Genomic DNA, 18,038 nt, shown 5'->3' on the forward strand with positions numbered 1-18,038 from the left:
GCCTGCTCACGCTCCCGTGGCGACGAGGACGACGGCAACCGCGAGGACAACGGTGCCGGCGAGCAGCGCGCTCACATAGGTCTGCAGATTGCCGGTCTGGGCCCGGCGTACGGCGGTGCCGAGCCAGCGGGGCAGTGTTCCCGCGCCGCGTACGTAGGTCTCGACGACCTCACGGTCCAGGAACCGGACGAGGGTGGCTCCGGCCTGTACCGGGCGGACGAAGAGGGCCGAGTACAGGGCGTCCAGGTGGAAACCGACGGCGGCGTGGCGGTGCAGTGGGCCGAGCAGCAACCGACCGGGGTCCGCGGGGTCGGGCGCGTAGGCCACGTCTCCGTATGCGGGCTCGTGGGTGGCGATGGCTTCGGCCTCGACCAGTCCGGCGTCGCCCTCGGGGTGGGCGGCGACGGCACCCAGCGGGACGCGGGCCGTGACCGCACTGGTGTGCCGCCAGGCCGCGTAGGTGACGATGCCGCCGACCAGGGCCACGCCCGTGCCGAGGACGGAGGTGGTGAGGGTCGGGGTGAGGTCGCGGCCGTCGAACCAGTCGGGCAGCACGCGGTAGGAGAACGCGCCGAGGGCGAGGGACGGGGCCGCGAGGACCCAGAGGACGACGGTCATCGTCAGCGGCTGGCGTCCGTGGTCGGGGGCTTCGGTGCCCCGCCCGCGGAAGGCCAGCAGCCACAGCCGTGTCGCGTACGCGGCTGTGAGCAGGGCCGTGAGGAGGCCGGCGACGAGGGTGATCCAGCCTGCGGCGCCGGGGGCGTGTTCGGTGTGGCCGGTGGCGACGTGCTCGGCCGCGCCGAGGACGGACTCCTTGGAGAAGAAGCCGCTGAAGGGCGGGATCGCGGCGAGCGCGAGGAGCGCCACGGTCATCGTCCAGTAGGCGTCGGGGACACGGGCGCTCAGGTCCTTCATACGGGACATGGCGGCCAGGGAGTTGGTGCCGGCGGCGTGGATGACCACGCCGGCCGCGAGGAACAGCAGCGCCTTGAAGGCGCCGTGGGACAGGAGGTGGAAGACGGCGGCACCGCGGTCGCCGACGGCGAGGGCGCCGGTCATGTAGCCGAGCTGGCCCATCGTCGAGTAGGCGAGGACACGCTTGATGTCGTCCTGGGCGAGCGCGGCGAGACCCGAACCGATCATCGTGACGGCGGCCATGACGGCGAGGACCACCATCGCGGCCTGGGAGGCCTCGAAGACCGGGAGGAGGCGGGCGATGAAGTAGACACCGGCGGCAACCATCGTCGCGGCGTGGATCAGAGCGGAGACGGGCGTGGGGCCCGCCATCGCGTCGGGAAGCCAGGTGTGCAGCGGGAACTGCGCCGACTTGCCCGCCACGCCCGCGAGGAGGAGCAGGACGATCAGGGTCGGGTGGTCGAGCCCGCCGTGCGCGACGGCGTCGAGGACCTTCGTGATCCGGAAGGAGCCGGCGTCGGTGGCCAGGGCGAACAGGCCGATCAGGAAGGGGACGTCACCGAGCTTGGTCACCAGGAATGCCTTGAGGGAGGCGGCGCGGGCCTCCGGGGTCTCCCAGTAGTGGCCGACCAGGAAGTACGAGCAGATGCCCATGATCTCCCAGCCGACCAGCAGCACGATCAGGTCGCCGGAGTAGACGACGAGCAGCATCGCGGAGGTGAAGAGGGAGACGAGAGCGGCGTAGGAGGGATAGCGCGGGTCGTCGCGCAGATAGCCGGTCGAGTAGATCTGCACACAGGTGGCGACGAACGCGACCAGGACGGCGACGAGGGAGGCGAAGCCGTCGATGTACAGGGCGAGTTCGATCGGGACCGAGCCGGTCGGGGTGAGTTCGGTGGCGGCGTTCACCGTCTGTTCGCCGCCCTGGCGTACGGCGACCACCGCGGCGAGCGCAAGGGCGACCAGGGGCGGCAGGACGGCGAGCGGGCGGACGAAGCCGGGGGCGGTGCGGCCCAGGAGCAGGCCGGCCGCGGCACCCAGGAAAGGAAGGAGGGGGACGAGGACGGCGAGGGTGGTCGTGGTCACGCGGTGGCCTCAGCCTTCCCGGTCCGCCCGGACTCTGCGGCCTGTTCGGCCGTGCGGGCGTCGTCGTCGGAGGTGTCGGGGTCGTGGCCCTCGGCCGTGTCGCGGAGCTTGTCGATGTCGGCGGTGCCGCGGTTGCGGTGGACGGCGAGGACGATCGCAAGGCCGATGCCGATCTCTGCGGCGGCGATGGCGATGGTGAACAGGGTCAGGGCCTGGCCGGAGTGCAGGGTCTCCTCGGCGGCCCTGCTGAGCCAGACGTCGAAGGCGACCAGGTTCAGGTTGACGGCGTTGAGCATCAGCTCGACCGACATCAGGACGAGGATCGCGTTGCGGCGGGCCAGGACGCCGTAGAGACCGGTGCAGAAGAGGAGGGCGGAGAGTACGGCGGGATAGGCGAGGTGCATCAGCGGGCGCCTTCCTGCTCAGTCGGCTCGGTTCCCTTGGCCGACTCGGTTCCCTCAACCGGATCATTTCGCCTGATCGTGTGATTACGGGAATCAGGGACGGGTGGGGAACTACCGGTCACAGCTCGGGAGTTCACAGGGGGAGAGCTCGACTCCGCCTTCGCCTTGCGGGACAGGACGATCGCGCCGACCAGCGCCGCGAGGAGCAGGACGGAGAGGGCCTCGAAGGGGAGGACCCAGTTCTGGAAGAGGCTCGCACCGGTTGCCTCGGTGGAGCCGGCGGCGGGGCCGTCCAGGTCGACCCAGGTGGTGCGGAAGGCGTCGACGACCACCCAGACCAGAGCGGCCGCCGCGGCAAGGGCCACGACGAGGGCGGCCCAGCGGTTGCCGGAGTCGGCGTCCGGGGAGCGGCCGATGGGGGCCCTGGTGAGCATCAGACCGAACAGAAGGAGGACGACGACGGAGCCGACGTAGATGAGGACCTGCACCCATGCGATGAACTCGGCGGTGAGCAGGAGGTATTCGACGGCTAGGCCGCCGAGGGCCACGACCAGCCACAGGGCGGCGTGGACCAGCTGCTTGGTGGTGACGGTGATGATCGCGGCTCCGAAGGTGACCAGGCCGACGAGCAGGAAGGCGATCTCGACGCCGGTCGGGGAGAGGAAGCCGTGCGCTGCCTGGGCGAGGGTCACGACTCCTCCCCCTGGGGATCGGCCGACGGGGCCGGCTCGGCCTGGGCCGCCGCCAGTTTCTCGGCGGTCTTGCGGGCGGTGGCGATCTCCTTCGGTTCCTCAGCGCCGGGGTCCAGGGCCGGTGGAGCCGGGACGGTCCACATCCACTCGCGGAGCTTGTCCCGCTCGTGGGTGAGGTCGCGGATGTCGGTCTCGGCGTACTCGAACTCGGGGGACCAGAACAGGGCGTCGAAAGGACACACCTCGATGCAGATACCGCAGTACATGCAGAGGGAGAAGTCGATGGCGAAGCGGTCGAGGACGTTGCGGCTGCGTTCGCGGCCACCAGGGGTCGCCGCCGGGACCGTCTCCTTGTGGGAGTCGATGTAGATGCACCAGTCGGGGCACTCACGGGCGCACAGCATGCAGACCGTGCAGTTCTCCTCGAACAGGCCGATCACCCCGCGGGTGCGGGGCGGGAGGTCGGGCTGGGCGTCGGGGTACTGCTCGGTGACGGTCTTCTTCGTCATCGTGCGCAGGGTGACGGCCAGGCCCTTGGCGAGGCCACTGCCAGGAATGGGGGCCATGGTTACTGGATCACCACCTTGACGATGCCGGTGAGGGCGATCTGGGCGAGGGAGAGGGGGACGAGGAGGGTCCAGGAGAGTTTCTGGAGCTGGTCCTCGCGCAGGCGGGGATAGGTCACGCGGAGCCAGATGACGACGAAGGCGAGCACGGCCGTCTTGAGGAGGGTCCAGACCCAGCCGAGCCCGTCGGCACCCCAGGGGCCGTGCCAGCCGCCCAGGAAGAGGACGGTGGTCAGGCCGCACAGGACGACGATTCCGGCGTACTCGGCGAGGAGGAACAGGGCGAAACGCAGGCCGGTGTACTCGGTGTAGGCGCCGAAGATGATCTCCGAGTCGGCGACCGGCATGTCGAAGGGAGGGCGCTGGAGTTCGGCGAGGCCGGCGACGAAGAAGACGATCGCGCCGACGATCTGCCAGGGCAGCCACCACCACTCGAAGGCGTCGAGGATGCCGGGGAGGGAGACGGTTCCGGCCGCCATCGCCACGGAGGCGGCGGTGAGCAGCATCGGGAGTTCGTAGGCGAGGAGCTGTGCGGCGGTGCGCAGGCCGCCGAGGAGGGAGAACTTGTTGGCGGAGGCCCAGCCGGCCATGAGGGAGCCGAGGACGCCCACGCCCATCACGGCGAGCACGAAGAACACGCCCGCGTCGACGACCTCGCCGACGGCGCCCTCGCCGGGGCCGATCGGGATGGCGAGGAGGACGAGGAGGTAGGGCAGGAGGGCGACGGCGGGGGCGAGTTGGAAGATACGGCGGTCCGCACCCGCCGGTACGACGTCTTCCTTCTGGGCGAACTTCACGCCGTCCGCGACGAGTTGGGCCCAGCCGTGGAAGCCGCCGGCGTACATCGGGCCCAGGCGGCCCTGCATGTGGGCCATCACCTTGTGCTCGGTCTGGCCGATGATCAGGGGGAAGGTGAGGAAGACGACGAAGACGATCAGGAGTCGCAGGGCGACGTCGAGAGCGTCGTTCACTGCGGGCCTCCTGCGGGCTTGTCGGGAGTGGGGGCGTGGGGGTCGGGGGTGGCGGGTTCGTCGGGGTCCGGGTCCTCGGAGGCCTGGGCGGCGCGGTCGGGACTCGGGGCGGTGCCATCTGGGCGTTCGGGGTCCTGGGACTCCTCGGGAGCCTCAGGAACCTCGGAAGTCGGGGGGCGCCCTGAAGTCTGGGGCCGCTCGGAGGCCTTGGATCCTTCGGAGGTCGTGGACTCCTCGGAGGCCGGCTCCCCGGAAACCGGCGGCTTCTCCGGAACCTGGGGAGCACCGGTGGCCGACGGCTCTTCCAGAACCTCGCGACCACCGGAAGCCGACGGATCCTCCGAAACCCCGCGACCCTCAAAAGCCGGCGACTCCTCCGAAACCTCGAGGGCTTCGGAAACTGCGGGACCTTCTGGGGCCGCCGAGTCTCCCGAAGCCGTGGGCCTCTGGGAGGCCTTGCGCATCTCGGCCCCCTCGGGCCGCTCGGAGACCCCGGGGCCCTCGGAATGCTGGACGACTCCGCTGCCCCCGGAACGCTCGGCGACCCCGCTGTCCCCAGATGAGGAAGGCCGCTCGGAGACTCCGGGGGCGCCGGGTGTGGTCGGTCGCTCGGAGACTTCAGGGTCCCCGGATGGGGAAGGTCGCTTCGGTTCCGGGGCGTCGAAGGCCTGGCGGGCGTGGTGCCACGGCGCGTCAGGGCTGCGGGGGGTGCTGGGGCGCTTCGGCGGGGCGGGGTTCGTGCTCGCGTCGTCGGTCGACGGCTCGGTCTGGGCCGCCGCGGCGCGCTGACTCGCGGAACCGCTCGAGGCGGTACGCGCCCGGCGAGGTCCGCCCGGTGCACCGCCCGTCGCTCCCGGACGCTGAGGGGCGTGGGCGGGGGCAGGCGACGCCGGGGAGTCTGAGTCGGGTGCGGGCGAACCCTTTCGCTGGGCGTCCGGCGAGGACGCGGGCAAGCCGGTTGCCGGAGCTGCGGACTCGGGCGCGCCACCGGCTGGGACTGCGGCACCGGCGCCGGTGCTGTCGGCATCCGATCCCGCCTGACTCGCCGAACCCTCCGCCGCCGAACGGGCCCGGCGGGCCGGGCGGTCGCCTGTGGGTCGGGGTGGGCGTTCGGTCGGGGGGCGGCCTGTTGCGCGGGTGGGGCGAGTCGGGGCCGGGGGGAGTTGGCCTTTCAGGGGGCCCCATTCGTTCGGGTCGGGGACTCCTGGGGGGAGCATCTGACGGCGTTTGGGGCCGCCGTGTTCGGACTCGCCCGGTTCCTTGGCGCCGGGCCAGGCCTTGGCGACGCGGGCGGCCAGGACGAAGTCCTTGCGGAGGGGGTGGCCCTCGAAGGTCTCCGGCAGAAGGAGGTGGGCGAGGGAGGGGTGACCCTCGAAGGTGACGCCGAACATCTCGTGGGTCTCGCGCTCGTGCCAGGCGGCACCCGCGTAGATGTCGACGGCGGTGGGCAGCACCGGGGTCTCGTGGGAGATCGTCGTACGCAGGAGCAGGCGTCGTACCGGGGAGAGGGCCGCCACGTGGGCCGCCACGCGGAAGCCGGTGCCCGGTTCGTCGACGGCGCTGAGCCAGTCGAAGTAGGTGCAGCCCAGTTCGTCGCGGGCGACGCGCAGTGCCGTGAGCCAGGTCGTGGGCGGGACGTCCACGGTCAGGACCTCGTACGACTCCTCGGCGGTGGCTTCGGGGCCGAAGAGTTCCTCGGCGGGGGCGGGGAGCCAACCGACGGCGGTCACTGTGACTCCCCCTCGCCCGAAGTCGGCGCAGGCGCAGAGGCAGGCGCAGGCGCAGAGGCAGGCGCAGGCGCAGAGGCAGGCGCAGGCGCAGAGGCAGGCGCAGGCGCAGAGGCGGGCGCAGGCGCAGAGGCGGGCGCAGGCGGCTTCACCAACCCGCTCTGCAGCGCGGCCGCCGACGGACGCGCCGTGGACGGCCCGTACCGCTCCTCCAGCGACTCCCGGGCGATCTTCTCCTGGAGCTTCAGGATTCCCTGGAGCAGGGCCTCGGGGCGGGGCGGGCAACCGGGGACGTAGACGTCGACGGGGATGATCTGGTCGACGCCCTTCGTCACGGAGTACGAGTCCCAGTACGGGCCGCCGCAGTTGGAACAGGCGCCGAAGGAGATGACGTACTTGGGCTCGGGCATCTGCTCGTACAGACGCTTCACCGCCGGTGCCATCTTGTCCGTGACCGTGCCGGAGACGACCATCAGGTCGGCCTGGCGCGGGCCCGGTGCGAAGGGGATGACGCCGAGGCGGATGAAGTCGTGGCGGGCCATCGACGCGGCGATGAACTCGATGGCGCAGCAGGCGAGACCGAAGTTGAAGACCCAGAGGGAGTACCGGCGGCCCCAGTTGAGGATCACCTTCATCGGCTCGGGGGCGAGGCGGGCGAGAGCGCCCAGTCGTTGCGGCTCCGGGAGCAGAACGGGCTCCGTGGCAGCGGAGTCGACCGCAGGGTTCACGTCCATGTCAGGACACCCTTCTTGTACGCGTACAGCAGTCCCACGGCGAGGAAGCCGAGGAAGATGAACATCTCGACGAGGGTCGTCGCGCCGTAGCCGGGAGCCGCGAAGACCGTCGCCCACGGGAACAGGAAGATCGAGTCGACGGCGAAGATGACGTAGAGGAAGGCGTAGACGTAATAGCGGACCTGGGTGTGGGCCCAGCCCTCGCCGACGGGGTCGACTCCGCACTCGTACGTCAGGAGCTTCTCGGGGGTGGGCACCACGGGTCGCAGCAGGCGGCCGGCGCCGAAGGCGACCGCGACGAACAGCACGCCGACGACGGCGAGCAGCCCGACGACCGAGTACGACTGGAAGTAGTCCGCCGCGACGACGGTCGGATCGACGACGGTTGCATCGACGACGGTCGGTTCCGGCACGTCCGCCCCTCACTCCCTGTGAGCACACTGAACACAGTGGTCACGCTGAACACCACTGTTCGACGATCTGTACGCACGGGAGTCTAGGCCCTGATAAAGGGACGGTAAGCAGCCCGTCACCCCTGGAAAGCCATCCGAAAGGCCGGGGTGGGGTTTTCCCCCGTAAGCCGCGGCGGTCCGCCTCATGGCGTGCGGCGGTCCGGGGCGGCACGCTAGCCCATATGACCGAACGCCATTCGTCCCCGAGCCGCGCCGTGACCACCGGCAGACACGGCGGAATCGACGACGGCCGGCCGCCGCCGGCCCGTTTCGCCTACGACGCGCACACCTGGAAGGAGATCGCGCATCTCCTGGCGAATCTTCCGGTGTCGATCCTCGGCTTCACCTACGTCGTGACGGTGTTGTTCACCGGTTTCTGGCTGACCGTCACGGTGATCGGATTCCCGTTGCTCGCGGCGGGTCTGCTGGGCGCGCGGCAGCTGGGCAAGCTGGAGCGGGCGCGGGCCCGGGCGCTGCTCGGCGTGCGGGTGGACGAACCGAGTCGGCTGCCGTGGCGCACCAAGAACGGCGGCAACGGCTTCTTCGCCCAGCTGTGGATGGGGGTGAAGGACCCCGTGGGCTGGCGGACGGTGCTGTACGACTTCATCCGGCTGCCGTGGGGGGTGCTCACCTTCACCATCACGCTGACCTCGTTGTTCGTGCTGTGGCCGGTCCTGCCGTTCATCGCGCGGGGCCTCGCCAACGTGGACCGGGTGATGGTGCGCGGTCTGCTGTCGCCCTCCGACGAGCTGGAACGCCGTATCGCCGAACTGGAGTCGGACCGGGGGGTCGTGGTCGACACGGCCGCCGCCGATCTACGGCGTATCGAGCGCGACCTGCACGACGGGGCGCAGGCCCGGCTGGTCAACCTGGCCATGGGTCTCGGCCTCGCGAAGGAGAAGCTCCTGGAGGACCCCGAGTACGCGCAGGCCATGGTCGAGGAGGCGCACGGCGAGGTGAAGCTGGCGCTTCAGGAGCTGCGGGATCTGGCGCGGGGCATCCATCCGGCCGTACTGACCGACCGGGGCCTGGACGCGGCGCTGTCCAGCGTCGCCTCGCGCTGCACGGTCCCGGTGAAGGTGACCGCCGACCTCGACGCGCGCCCGGTCCAGGCGATCGAGGGGATCGCGTACTTCACCGTCTCCGAGCTGCTCCAGAACATCAGCAAGCACAGCGGGGCCCGGTCGGCGTCGGTCGATGTGTGGCGCTCGGAGAACCGGCTGCTCATCCAGGTGTGGGACGACGGCCGCGGAGGAGCCCGGCTCGACGGCGGCACCGGTATGCGCGGGCTCGCGGAGCGCCTCGACGCGGTCGACGGGCTGTTCGTCATCGACTCGCCGCCGGGCGGGCCGACGGTCGTCACGGCGGAGCTGCCGTGGCGGGACCGCGGCCTGGAGAAGGGGTAGGGAAAACCCCCCTTCCAAGACGCCGACGGACTCCATGGTCCGTCGACCTGCGGCGCAGCAGGGTGGAGGTACGACACGACAGGCGCGGGACGAGAGAAGAAGGACGACGTCGATGGCCACGGACTACGGGTACGACAGTGGGCTCGGGTTCCCCGAGACGGTACGGCGGCACCGGGTGCCGGCCGGGCTGCGGGCGCCGTTCGAGGGGCGGACCTGGCGGGAGTTCGGCTATGTGCTGCTGAGCCTGCCGATCAGCATCGTGATGTTCACGTACGCCGTCACGATGATCTCGCTCGGCGCGGGCCTCCTCGTGACCTTCCTCGGGATTCCGGTCTTCGCGGCCGGGCTCGCCGGATGCCGTGGGCTGGGGGCGCTGGAACGGGCGCGGGCACGGGGGCTGCTGGGTCTCGAGGTCGGGGATCCGGAGCCGCTCAGGATGCGGAAGCCCGGATTCATGGCGTGGATGGGGGCGGTGCTCAAGAGCGGGACGTCGTGGCGGACGCTGGTGTACTCGGTGCTGCACCTGCCGTGGGCGACGTTCTCGTTCGTCGTCGCGGTGAACTTCTGGGTGTACGGCTGGGCACTGCTGACGTATCCGCTGTGGTTCTGGGTCTTTCCGGCGTACGTCGGTCAGGACGGGCTTCAGCTCTACGGCGACCAGACCCACCACATCTACCTGGACAACCCGTTCGAGATCGGTGTGACCGCGCTGGTGGGACTGTTGTTCACGCTGGCCACGCCGTGGATCGTGCGGGCGCTGACGATGGTGGACCGCCTGATGGTGCACGGGCTGCTCGGGCCGACCCGGCTGTCGGCACGGGTGGTGGAGCTGGAGTCCGACCGGGGGGTCGTGGTGGATACGGCGTCCGCGGATCTGCGTCGGATCGAGCGGGATCTGCACGATGGAGCGCAGGCTCGGCTGGTGGCGCTGGCCATGGATCTGGGGCTGGCGAAGGAGAAGCTCACGGAGGATCCTGCCGCGGCGGCGCGGATGGTGGACGAGGCGCACGGTGAGGTGAAGACGGCGCTTCAGGAGCTGCGGGATCTGGCGCGGGGGATTCATCCGGCGGTGCTGACCGACCGGGGGCTGGACGCCGCGCTGTCGGCGGTGGCTTCTCGGTGCACGGTGCCGGTGCAGGTGGAGGTGGATCTGCCGGCTCGGCCCGCGCCGGCGATCGAGGGGATCGCGTACTTCACGGTGTCGGAGTTGCTGCAGAACATCAGCAAGCACTCTCGGGCGACGTTCGCCGCGGTGGATGTGTGGCGGGTGGAGAACCGGTTGATGCTGCAGGTCATGGACAACGGGGTGGGTGGGGCCGATGTGTCCTCCGGGTCCGGGCTTGCGGGGTTGGCGGAGCGGCTGGACGCGGTGGACGGGATCCTGGTGGTGGATTCGCCGGTCGGGGGGCCCACTCGGGTCACGGCGGAATTGCCGTGGCGGGGCGAGCGGGTGTGACGGGTACCGCGTGAGAGGGCGGTGGGGGTTGTTTCGCCCCCGCCGCCCTCCCTCATTCCTCTCCCCTTCCCCTCTCCCCTTCCCCTCCGTAGGGGCTGCCGCCCCTTCAACCCCGCGGGGGCTCCGCGGGTCTGCACCGCCAGCGGCCCCGGGCGGAGCTCCGGTGGGTTGAGGTGCGTCCCCTTGAGGCCCCGCCCGGGGCCACTGGGGGCGTCCCTGCGGTTCTGGGCGGGGCCCAAGGGGACCCCCACAGGGGGAGCGGGGGGGCGAGCTGGCGGGGCGCGGGGGAAGTCACCGCAGGCGGTAGGGGCCGGTGCAGGCGAGGACGCAGCGAAAGTCACCGCAGGCGGTAGAGGGCGGTGCAGGCGAGGACGCAGCGAAAGTCACCGCACGGGATGGAAGACGGAGCTGGCGGGGCGCAGAGGAAGCGCCGCACGGGAAGCGCCGCACGGGAAGCGCCGCACGGGAAGCGCCGCAGAGGAAGCGCCGCAGGGGAAGCCCCGCAGGGGGCAGGGGGCCGAGCGACCCGCCCCTGCGAAGCACCCGGCCCCCGCACAACCCGACGCCCCGCGAGGCCCCTGCCCCCGCACAACCCGACGCCCCGCGAGGCCCCTGCCCCCGCACAACCCGACGCCCCGCGAGGCCCCTGCCCCCGCACAACCCGACGCCCCGCGAGGCCCCGGCCCCCGCACAACCCGACGCCCCGCGAGGCCCCGGCCCCCGCACAACCCGACGCCCCGCGAGGCCCCGGCCCCCGCACAACCCGACGCCCCGCGCGGTGCGCGACGCCCGCGAAACCCTGCGCCCTCCCCCAAGAAACCGGCGTCTCCCGGCCCCCGGTGGTCCCCTCCCATGGCGAAGATGGCCGGATTTCGAGGGTGGCCCCGTGTTATCGGGTCCTTGTTCGTATTCCGGGGGTTCTAATCCCGTTGCCCGCGCCCGCCCGGATCCGAATGCTGGAATGCTGGACTTGTCCAGCGGATGGACAGGGAGTGGGCTGGGGGGCCGAGAGTCGTGGAGGACAGGGTGCGGGTGGTCATCGCCGAGGATTCAGTGCTGCTGCGGGAGGGCCTGACCCGGTTGCTGACCGACCGCGGGCACGACGTCGTGGCCGGTGTGGGTGACGGGGAGGCACTGATCAAGACGATCGGCGAGCTGGACGCTCAGGGCGAGCTGCCCGACGTCGTGGTCGCCGATGTGCGCATGCCTCCGACGCATACGGACGAGGGCGTGCGAGCCGCCGTACAACTGCGCAAGGCGCATCCCGGACTCGGGGTACTCGTACTGTCGCAGTACGTGGAGGAGCGGTACGCCACCGAGTTGCTGGCGGGGTCCAGTCGCGGGGTGGGGTACCTGCTCAAGGACCGGGTCGCGGAGGTGCGTGAGTTCGTGGACGCGGTGGTGCGGGTGGCCGAGGGAGGTACCGCCCTCGACCCCGAGGTGGTCGCTCAGCTGCTGGGACGCAGCCGCAAGCAGGACGTGCTCGCCCATCTCACGCCCCGGGAGCGGGAGGTCCTGGGACTGATGGCCGAGGGGCGCACCAACTCGGCGATCGCGCGGCAGCTCGTCGTGAGCGACGGGGCCGTGGAGAAGCACGTCAGCAACATCTTCCTGAAACTCGGGCTGTCCCCGAGCGACGGGGACCACCGGCGGGTGCTGGCGGTGCTGACCTATCTGAACTCCTGACCATCTGACACGGCGTCAGATACCGCGGTGGCGGCCGGCCGGAGGGGCCGCCCGGGACCGAGAACCAAGGAACGATGAGGGAGCGTCTTCAAGGAAAGCGCCGGGGGGCGATTGAATCGTGACAATTCAGGGCGTCGTACCGTCTCAAATGCACGTTCATCATGCGAATGGCCGAGGGAAGGCGACCCCTGCGGTCGTAGGGTTGATCCTGGGAAGGCCTGCGGGAAGGCCGCTCCCGAACAGCCGCCCAGAGGGAGGTCCAGTTCAGTGACCAGTCAGGTCAGCAGCCCAGCGGAGCAGGCCGACGAAGCCGTCGTAGGAGAGCAGCGCAAAGAGGCCGGCGCGAAGGACGTCCGCCGCCTCGACCGGGTGATCATTCGTTTCGCGGGGGACTCCGGTGACGGGATGCAGCTCACCGGGGACCGTTTCACCTCGGAGACCGCGTCCTTCGGCAACGACCTGTCCACGCTTCCCAACTTCCCCGCCGAGATCCGGGCCCCTGCCGGAACCCTGCCGGGTGTCTCCTCCTTCCAACTGCACTTCGCCGACCACGACATCCTCACGCCGGGCGACGCGCCCAACGTGCTGGTGGCCATGAACCCCGCCGCCCTCAAAGCCAACATCGCGGATCTGCCGCGCGGTGCGGAGATCATCGTCAACACGGACGAGTTCACCAAACGGGCGATGCAGAAAGTGGGGTACGCGGCCTCGCCGCTGGAGGATGGATCGCTCGACGGTTACAGCCTTCATCCGGTCCCCCTGACCACGCTGACCGTCGAGGCCCTCAAGGATTTCGACCTCAGTCGCAAAGAGGCCGAGCGCAGCAAGAACATGTTCGCGCTCGGCCTCTTGTCGTGGATGTACCACCGGCCCACCGAGGGCACGGAGAAGTTCCTGCGGACGAAGTTCGCGAGGAAGCCGGAGATCGCCGAGGCGAACCTGGCCGCCTTCCGTGCGGGCTGGAACTTCGGCGAGACCACCGAGGACTTCGCCGTCTCCTACGAGATCGCCCCGGCGACGAAGGCCTTCCCGGTCGGCACCTACCGCAACATCTCCGGGAACCTCGCACTGTCCTACGGACTGGTCGCCGCGTCTCGCCAGGCGGACCTGCCGTTGTTCCTGGGCTCGTACCCGATCACGCCGGCCTCGGACATCCTGCACGAGCTGAGCAAGCACAAGAACTTCGGGGTACGGACCTTCCAAGCCGAGGACGAGATCGCGGGCATCGGCGCCGCCCTGGGCGCGGCCTTCGGCGGCTCGCTGGCGGTGACGACGACCTCCGGGCCGGGCGTGGCCCTGAAGTCGGAGACCATCGGTCTCGCGGTCTCCCTGGAGCTGCCGCTGCTCGTCATCGACATTCAGAGAGGCGGCCCGTCCACCGGTCTGCCGACCAAGACCGAGCAGGCGGACCTGCTGCAGGCGATGTTCGGGCGCAACGGCGAGGCGCCGGTGCCGATCGTCGCCCCCTGCACCCCGGCCGACTGCTTCGACGCGGCGCTGGAGGCGGCCCGGATCGCGCTGACCTACCGCACACCGGTGATGCTGCTCTCGGACGGTTACCTCGCCAACGGCTCCGAGCCCTGGCGCATCCCCGAGCTGGACGAACTCCCGGACCTGAGCGTGCAGTTCGCGCAGGGCCCGAACCACACCCTGGACGACGGTACCGAGGTCTTCTGGCCCTACAAGCGCGATCCACAGACCCTCGCCCGCCCCTGGGCCGTGCCCGGCACACCCGGCCTCGAACACCGCATCGGCGGGATCGAGAAGGAGGACGGGTCGGGCAACATCTCCTACGCCCCGGCCAACCACGACTTCATGGTCCGTACCCGCCAGGCCAAGATCGACGGGATCGACGTACCGGATCTGGACGTGGACGATCCGCACGAGGCGCGCACGCTGGTGCTGGGCTGGGGCTCGACGTACGGACCGATCACGGCGGCCGTACGACGGCTGCGGACGGCCGGTGAGTCGATCGCGCAGGCGCATCTGCGCCACCTCAACCCCTTCCCGCGCAACCTGGGCGCGGTGCTGAAGGCGTACGACAAGGTCGTCATCCCGGAGATGAACCTCGGGCAGCTCGCCACGCTCGTCCGGGCGAAGTACCTGGTCGACGCGCACAGCTACAACCAGGTCAACGGCATGCCGTTCAAGGCCGAACAGCTCGCCACGGCTCTCAAGGAGGCCATCGATGGCTGAGACGTCCACGGAAGGCACGGGCACGATCGAGGCACTCACGCTCGTCCCCAAGGCCGAGGCCCGCCAGAGCATGAAGGACTTCAAGAGCGACCAGGAAGTCCGCTGGTGCCCCGGCTGCGGTGACTACGCGATCCTGGCCGCCGTCCAGGGCTTCATGCCGGAGCTGGGGCTGGCCAAGGAGAACATCGTCTTCGTCTCCGGCATCGGCTGCTCGTCGCGGTTCCCGTACTACATGAACACCTACGGCATGCACTCGATCCACGGACGGGCGCCGGCGATCGCGACGGGCCTCGCGTCCTCGCGCCGCGACCTGTCGGTGTGGGTGGTCACGGGCGACGGAGACGCGCTGTCCATCGGCGGCAACCACCTCATCCACGCCCTGCGCCGGAACGTGAACCTGAAGATCCTTCTCTTCAACAACCGGATCTACGGCCTGACCAAGGGCCAGTACTCCCCCACCTCCGAGGTCGGCAAGATCACGAAGTCGACGCCGATGGGCTCGCTGGACGCCCCCTTCAACCCGGTGTCCCTCGCCATCGGGGCCGAGGCGTCCTTCGTGGCGCGGACGGTGGACTCGGACCGCAAGCACCTGACGCAGGTGCTGCGGGAGGCGGCCGCCCATCCGGGTACCGCACTGGTCGAGATCTACCAGAACTGCAACATCTTCAACGACGGCGCCTTCGAGGCGTTGAAGGACCGCCAGCAGGCCGAGGAGGCGGTGATCCGCCTGGAACACGGCAAGCCGATCCGCTTCGGCGCGGACCTGTCGAAGGGGGTTGTCCGGGACGCGGCGACGGGTGACCTGAAGGTGGTCACGGTGACCCCGTCGAACGAGGCGCAGATCCTCGTCCACGACGCGCATTCATCGTCCCCCACGACGGCCTTCGCCTTGTCCCGCCTGGCCGACCCGGACACGCTCCACCACACCCCGATCGGGGTGTTCCGGTCGGTGGACCGGCCGGTGTACGACACCCAGATGGCGGACCAGCTGGACGCGGCGATCGAGCAGTACGGCAAGGGGGATCTGGGGGCGTTGCTGGCGGGCGGCGACACCTGGACCGTGGTGGGCTGAGCTGCCGTACGTGATCGGTGGGGCCCGGAGGCGCCAACGCGTGGGCCCCACCGCGACGAGAGCCTCGTGCAACTGGGCTAATCCGCTCGAAACCAAGGTGCCCTTTCGACAAAAGGGCAGCGGCGTTCGTGATCTTGTGGGAGCCTGTGCGAACTTGTTCCGACCGTTGGTTGCCGGAAGCATTCCGGCCTAGAGAAGGCTCCGGAGTGCTCCGCAACTTTCCCGCCCTCAGCGTTGTCCGCCGCATCGGAGACCCCCCGAAGGCTCGGGGCAGTCAGACTGCGGAGACCTGTCCGGACGTGTTCGAATTGAGCGACGGCAGCTTCGCGATCATCGGAACGGAAGCCACCGCGGACCTGGACCGCCTCCTCCCCTCCCATATGACCCGGGCGGACCACGAGCGGATCGTGGTGATCGATCGTGAGACGATCATGCGAGCCAAGCGCGACATCCCTGACGTCTGAGGCGCTGTGCCCACCGAGCCCTCACGACGTGGATTCGGTGGATGGTGACGGCCCCACGATCCACCACTCGTCGGGGTCCTCGGCGAGTTCCTCCAGCATGATGTCGACGGCGGCCCCGACCTGCGCCTCCAACGAATCCCCGGGCAGGCTTCTGCGGTGCTCGACCGTACGGTCCCAGTACTCGGCGAAGCGCGTGTTGCGGCACAGCACACGCAGATGACCGAGCAGTTCGTCCCAGTCGCAGGCCCCGACGCGGTGCGACAGCAAGAGGTTGCCGTACTGCCTGTTGGCGAAGATCATCTGACGACGCCTGGCTTCGGAGAGTCCCGACAGAGTGCTCGCGGCCTCGGCCATGGACGGGTCGTCGACCATGCGATCCATCTGTTCCAGGGTGAGCCGGTACTGCTGGATCAGATTCGCCCGATGGATCTCCTCCGTCATCAGCGTGAGCTGGCCGAGTAACTCCAGCAGGATGTCCTCCTGACGTCGGCGGCGCGGGCCCCGAGCGAAGAAGGCCCGCATCAGGTCGCGTCCCGAAGCAACAGCAGAACCGATCCTGCTGTGACGAACGGCCGGAGTCTGTGTGGCCATGTCAAGGCATCCCCCTGGATCCGGTGACCGTGCGCCGAGAAGTGGCATGGCGGGTCGGTACACGGTGGGCGTGGGCACTCCGCATCCAGCGTGCCCGCCGACTCAAGTCGGCGTGGGAGGCGGAGAGGGGGCGCATGGGTGGACGAGGCTCGCATGTCGACCAACGCCCTGATACATGTGTGCCCCCTGGCGCCGTGTACATGCCTTCAGCCGGCCCGGGGCAGGCGTATCACCCCTGCTCAGAGCCCCTCTTCCGCGCGTCGTACACCTCCCGCGCCTCCTGCACCGCCGCCATCCTCTTCGCGGTCCACTCCGCCAGCCCGCGCACCTGTTCCGCCGCCTCGCGGCCGAGGTCGGTCAGCGAATAGTCGACCCTCGGCGGGATCACCGGCTTGGCGTCCCGGTGCACCAGGCCGTCCCGTTCCAGGGTCTGGAGGGTCTGGGTCAGCATCTTCTCGCTGACGCCGCGGCCGAGGCCGCCGATCGCCCGGCGGAGTTCGCTGAAGCGGTGCGGGCGGTCGAGAAGCTGGATCAGAACCAGGACGCCCCACCGGCTCGTCACGTGTTCCAGGACGAGGCGGTGGGGGCACATCGCTTCGCCCGACATCACCGGGGCGTTGATCTCCGCACTTACTGCCATGCCAGTACCTTACTTCAAAGTGGGTACTTTCGCAGAGTTAGCGCTTCACCTATGGTTAGTGCCACCGCACCCCACAAGGAGATCGCACATCATGAGCATCGTCGTCACCGGAGCCACCGGACACCTCGGCCGCCACGTCGTCGAGCAGCTGCTCGAGAAGGTCCCGGCCGAGCAGATCACCGCCGTCGTGCGCACCCCGGAGAAGGCCGCCGACTTCGCCGCCAAGGGCGTGAAGATAGCGGTCGCCGACTACAACAGCCCCGAGACCTTCGACAAGGTCTTCGCGGCGGGCGACAAGGTGCTGCTGATCTCCGGCAACGAGTTCGACAAGGGCCGCCCCGCCCAGCACCAGGTCGTCATCGACGCCGCCAAGGCCGCGGACGTGGCGCTCCTCGCGTACACCAGCGCCCCGGGCAGCCTCACGGCCGCGCTCGCCGACGACCACCGGGCCACCGAGGAGGCCCTCCTCGCCTCCGGCGTGACCTACTCGCTGCTGCGCAACGGCTGGTACAACGAGAACTACACCGAGAACCTCGCCCCCGCCCTGGAGCACGGTGCCGTGGTACAGGCCGCCGGTGACGGTCGCCTCTCCACCGCCTCGCGCGCCGACTACGCGGCCGCCGCGGTGGCCGTGCTGACCGGCGAGGGGCACGAGAACACGACGTACGAGCTGGGCGGCGACGAGCCCTGGGGCTTCGCCGAGTACGCGGCCGAGCTCAGCAGGCAGACCGGCAAGGAGATCGCCTACAACGCCGTCTCCGTCGAGGCCTTCGCCGGGATCCTGACGGGCGTCGGACTGCCGGCCCCGCTCGCCGCGATCCTCGCCGGTGTCGACGCCTCCATCGAGAAGGGCGAGCTGGTCGTCACCTCCGGCGACCTGTCCCGGCTGACCGGCCGTCCGGCCACCCCGATCGCGGAGTCGATCGCGGTCGCGCTCAAGGGCTGACACTCCCCAGCGGGGCCCCTGGGACCGGCACCCC

Annotated in this window: 17 protein-coding genes; 7 read left to right on the forward strand and 10 right to left on the reverse strand. The window is 70.0% G+C overall.

The features are described 5' to 3' along the window. Window positions 1-6 precede the first annotated feature (6 nt). From OG841_RS19510 to OG841_RS19545, 8 genes are read right to left on the reverse strand one after another with little or no spacing between them, the layout of a single operon-like run. The gene (locus tag OG841_RS19510) at window positions 7-2,001 is read right to left on the reverse strand and encodes an NADH-quinone oxidoreductase subunit 5 family protein (RefSeq protein WP_328640359.1); all 1,995 of its coding nucleotides are present in this window, start codon (window positions 1,999-2,001) and stop codon (window positions 7-9) included. Continuing rightward, complete coding sequence (gene nuoK / locus OG841_RS19515; RefSeq protein ID WP_059204951.1) at window positions 1,998-2,405, reverse strand: NADH-quinone oxidoreductase subunit NuoK; 408 nt, start codon at window positions 2,403-2,405, stop codon at window positions 1,998-2,000. Before nuoK ends, OG841_RS19510 begins: the two co-directional genes overlap by 4 nt. Continuing rightward, on the reverse strand, window positions 2,405-3,097 hold the full coding sequence (locus tag OG841_RS19520; protein ID WP_328640358.1) for an NADH-quinone oxidoreductase subunit J family protein: 693 nt from the start codon (window positions 3,095-3,097) through the stop codon (window positions 2,405-2,407). Before OG841_RS19520 ends, nuoK begins: the two co-directional genes overlap by 1 nt. Further along, entirely contained in the window at window positions 3,094-3,663 is a 570-nt protein-coding gene (locus OG841_RS19525; protein WP_311718279.1) for a NuoI/complex I 23 kDa subunit family protein, read from the reverse strand. Before OG841_RS19525 ends, OG841_RS19520 begins: the two co-directional genes overlap by 4 nt. A gap of 2 nt (window positions 3,664-3,665) precedes the next feature. Then, window positions 3,666-4,634: a complex I subunit 1/NuoH family protein gene (locus OG841_RS19530; protein WP_062041765.1), complete on the reverse strand. Its 969-nt coding sequence runs from the start codon at window positions 4,632-4,634 to the stop codon at window positions 3,666-3,668. Next, window positions 4,631-6,364: an NADH-quinone oxidoreductase subunit C gene (locus OG841_RS19535; protein WP_328640357.1), complete on the reverse strand. Its 1,734-nt coding sequence runs from the start codon at window positions 6,362-6,364 to the stop codon at window positions 4,631-4,633. The genes OG841_RS19530 and OG841_RS19535 overlap by 4 nt, the downstream gene beginning before the upstream one ends. Next, window positions 6,361-7,095 (reverse strand): NADH-quinone oxidoreductase subunit B, encoded by a 735-nt coding sequence (locus tag OG841_RS19540; protein WP_371566277.1) that lies wholly within the window; start codon window positions 7,093-7,095, stop codon window positions 6,361-6,363. Before OG841_RS19540 ends, OG841_RS19535 begins: the two co-directional genes overlap by 4 nt. Then, complete coding sequence (locus OG841_RS19545; RefSeq protein WP_057607955.1) at window positions 7,086-7,508, reverse strand: NADH-quinone oxidoreductase subunit A; 423 nt, start codon at window positions 7,506-7,508, stop codon at window positions 7,086-7,088. Before OG841_RS19545 ends, OG841_RS19540 begins: the two co-directional genes overlap by 10 nt. Window positions 7,509-7,729: 221 nt before the next feature. Here OG841_RS19545 and OG841_RS19550 point away from each other — a divergent pair, with 221 nt between their 5' ends. The 6 genes from OG841_RS19550 to OG841_RS19575 all read left to right on the forward strand — a co-directional run bounded on the left by OG841_RS19550 (window position 7,730) and on the right by OG841_RS19575 (window position 15,827). Then, complete coding sequence (locus OG841_RS19550; RefSeq protein ID WP_371566279.1) at window positions 7,730-8,953, forward strand: sensor histidine kinase; 1,224 nt, start codon at window positions 7,730-7,732, stop codon at window positions 8,951-8,953. A 112-nt stretch (window positions 8,954-9,065) separates the two neighbouring features. Then, window positions 9,066-10,409 carry a sensor histidine kinase gene (locus tag OG841_RS19555; RefSeq protein WP_328640354.1) on the forward strand — a complete coding sequence of 448 codons (1,344 nt, stop codon included), beginning with the start codon at window positions 9,066-9,068 and terminating at the stop codon, window positions 10,407-10,409. Between the two features lie 981 nt (window positions 10,410-11,390). Next, the gene (locus OG841_RS19560) at window positions 11,391-12,095 is read left to right on the forward strand and encodes a response regulator transcription factor (RefSeq protein ID WP_328640353.1); all 705 of its coding nucleotides are present in this window, start codon (window positions 11,391-11,393) and stop codon (window positions 12,093-12,095) included. 267 nt (window positions 12,096-12,362) lie between these two features. Beyond that, window positions 12,363-14,291, forward strand: a complete 1,929-nt coding sequence (locus tag OG841_RS19565) for a 2-oxoacid:acceptor oxidoreductase subunit alpha (RefSeq protein ID WP_328640352.1) — start codon at window positions 12,363-12,365, stop codon at window positions 14,289-14,291. Beyond that, window positions 14,284-15,363, forward strand: coding sequence for a 2-oxoacid:ferredoxin oxidoreductase subunit beta (locus OG841_RS19570; RefSeq protein ID WP_328640351.1), 1,080 nt, complete (start codon window positions 14,284-14,286; stop codon window positions 15,361-15,363). The genes OG841_RS19565 and OG841_RS19570 overlap by 8 nt, the downstream gene beginning before the upstream one ends. 206 nt (window positions 15,364-15,569) lie before the next feature. Next, window positions 15,570-15,827, forward strand: a complete 258-nt coding sequence (locus tag OG841_RS19575) for a hypothetical protein (RefSeq protein WP_328640350.1) — start codon at window positions 15,570-15,572, stop codon at window positions 15,825-15,827. A gap of 21 nt (window positions 15,828-15,848) precedes the next feature. Here the strand turns inward: OG841_RS19575 and OG841_RS19580 are convergent, their stop codons facing one another. Together OG841_RS19580 and OG841_RS19585 are read right to left on the reverse strand one after the other, a co-directional pair. Next, on the reverse strand, window positions 15,849-16,418 hold the full coding sequence (locus tag OG841_RS19580) for a DUF6082 family protein (protein WP_328640349.1): 570 nt from the start codon (window positions 16,416-16,418) through the stop codon (window positions 15,849-15,851). A gap of 229 nt (window positions 16,419-16,647) precedes the next feature. Beyond that, window positions 16,648-17,058, reverse strand: coding sequence for a winged helix-turn-helix transcriptional regulator (locus OG841_RS19585; protein ID WP_328640348.1), 411 nt, complete (start codon window positions 17,056-17,058; stop codon window positions 16,648-16,650). Window positions 17,059-17,149: 91 nt separating this feature from the next. On the opposite strand from OG841_RS19585, the gene OG841_RS19590 reads away from it, so the two are divergent. Then, window positions 17,150-18,004 (forward strand): SDR family oxidoreductase, encoded by an 855-nt coding sequence (locus tag OG841_RS19590; RefSeq protein WP_328640347.1) that lies wholly within the window; start codon window positions 17,150-17,152, stop codon window positions 18,002-18,004. Window positions 18,005-18,038 lie beyond the last annotated feature (34 nt).

The sequence above is a fragment of the Streptomyces canus genome, assembly GCF_041435015.1.
GTDB classification, from domain to species: Bacteria; Actinomycetota; Actinomycetes; order Streptomycetales; family Streptomycetaceae; genus Streptomyces; species Streptomyces canus_G.

What these genes read in the sequence shown, in the direction of transcription:
- OG841_RS19580 (WP_328640349.1), bottom strand. Translation starts at nt 16,418, where the DNA reads ATGGCCACACAGACTCCGGCCGTTCGTCACAGCAGGATCGGTTCTGCT.
- OG841_RS19550 (WP_371566279.1), top strand. Translation starts at nt 7,730, where the DNA reads ATGACCGAACGCCATTCGTCCCCGAGCCGCGCCGTGACCACCGGCAGA.
- OG841_RS19540 (WP_371566277.1), bottom strand. Translation starts at nt 7,095, where the DNA reads ATGGACGTGAACCCTGCGGTCGACTCCGCTGCCACGGAGCCCGTTCTG.
- OG841_RS19525 (WP_311718279.1), bottom strand. Translation starts at nt 3,663, where the DNA reads ATGGCCCCCATTCCTGGCAGTGGCCTCGCCAAGGGCCTGGCCGTCACC.
- OG841_RS19555 (WP_328640354.1), top strand. Translation starts at nt 9,066, where the DNA reads ATGGCCACGGACTACGGGTACGACAGTGGGCTCGGGTTCCCCGAGACG.
- OG841_RS19590 (WP_328640347.1), top strand. Translation starts at nt 17,150, where the DNA reads ATGAGCATCGTCGTCACCGGAGCCACCGGACACCTCGGCCGCCACGTC.
- nuoK (WP_059204951.1), bottom strand. Translation starts at nt 2,405, where the DNA reads ATGCACCTCGCCTATCCCGCCGTACTCTCCGCCCTCCTCTTCTGCACC.
- OG841_RS19570 (WP_328640351.1), top strand. Translation starts at nt 14,284, where the DNA reads ATGGCTGAGACGTCCACGGAAGGCACGGGCACGATCGAGGCACTCACG.
- OG841_RS19560 (WP_328640353.1), top strand. Translation starts at nt 11,391, where the DNA reads ATGGACAGGGAGTGGGCTGGGGGGCCGAGAGTCGTGGAGGACAGGGTG.
- OG841_RS19585 (WP_328640348.1), bottom strand. Translation starts at nt 17,058, where the DNA reads ATGGCAGTAAGTGCGGAGATCAACGCCCCGGTGATGTCGGGCGAAGCG.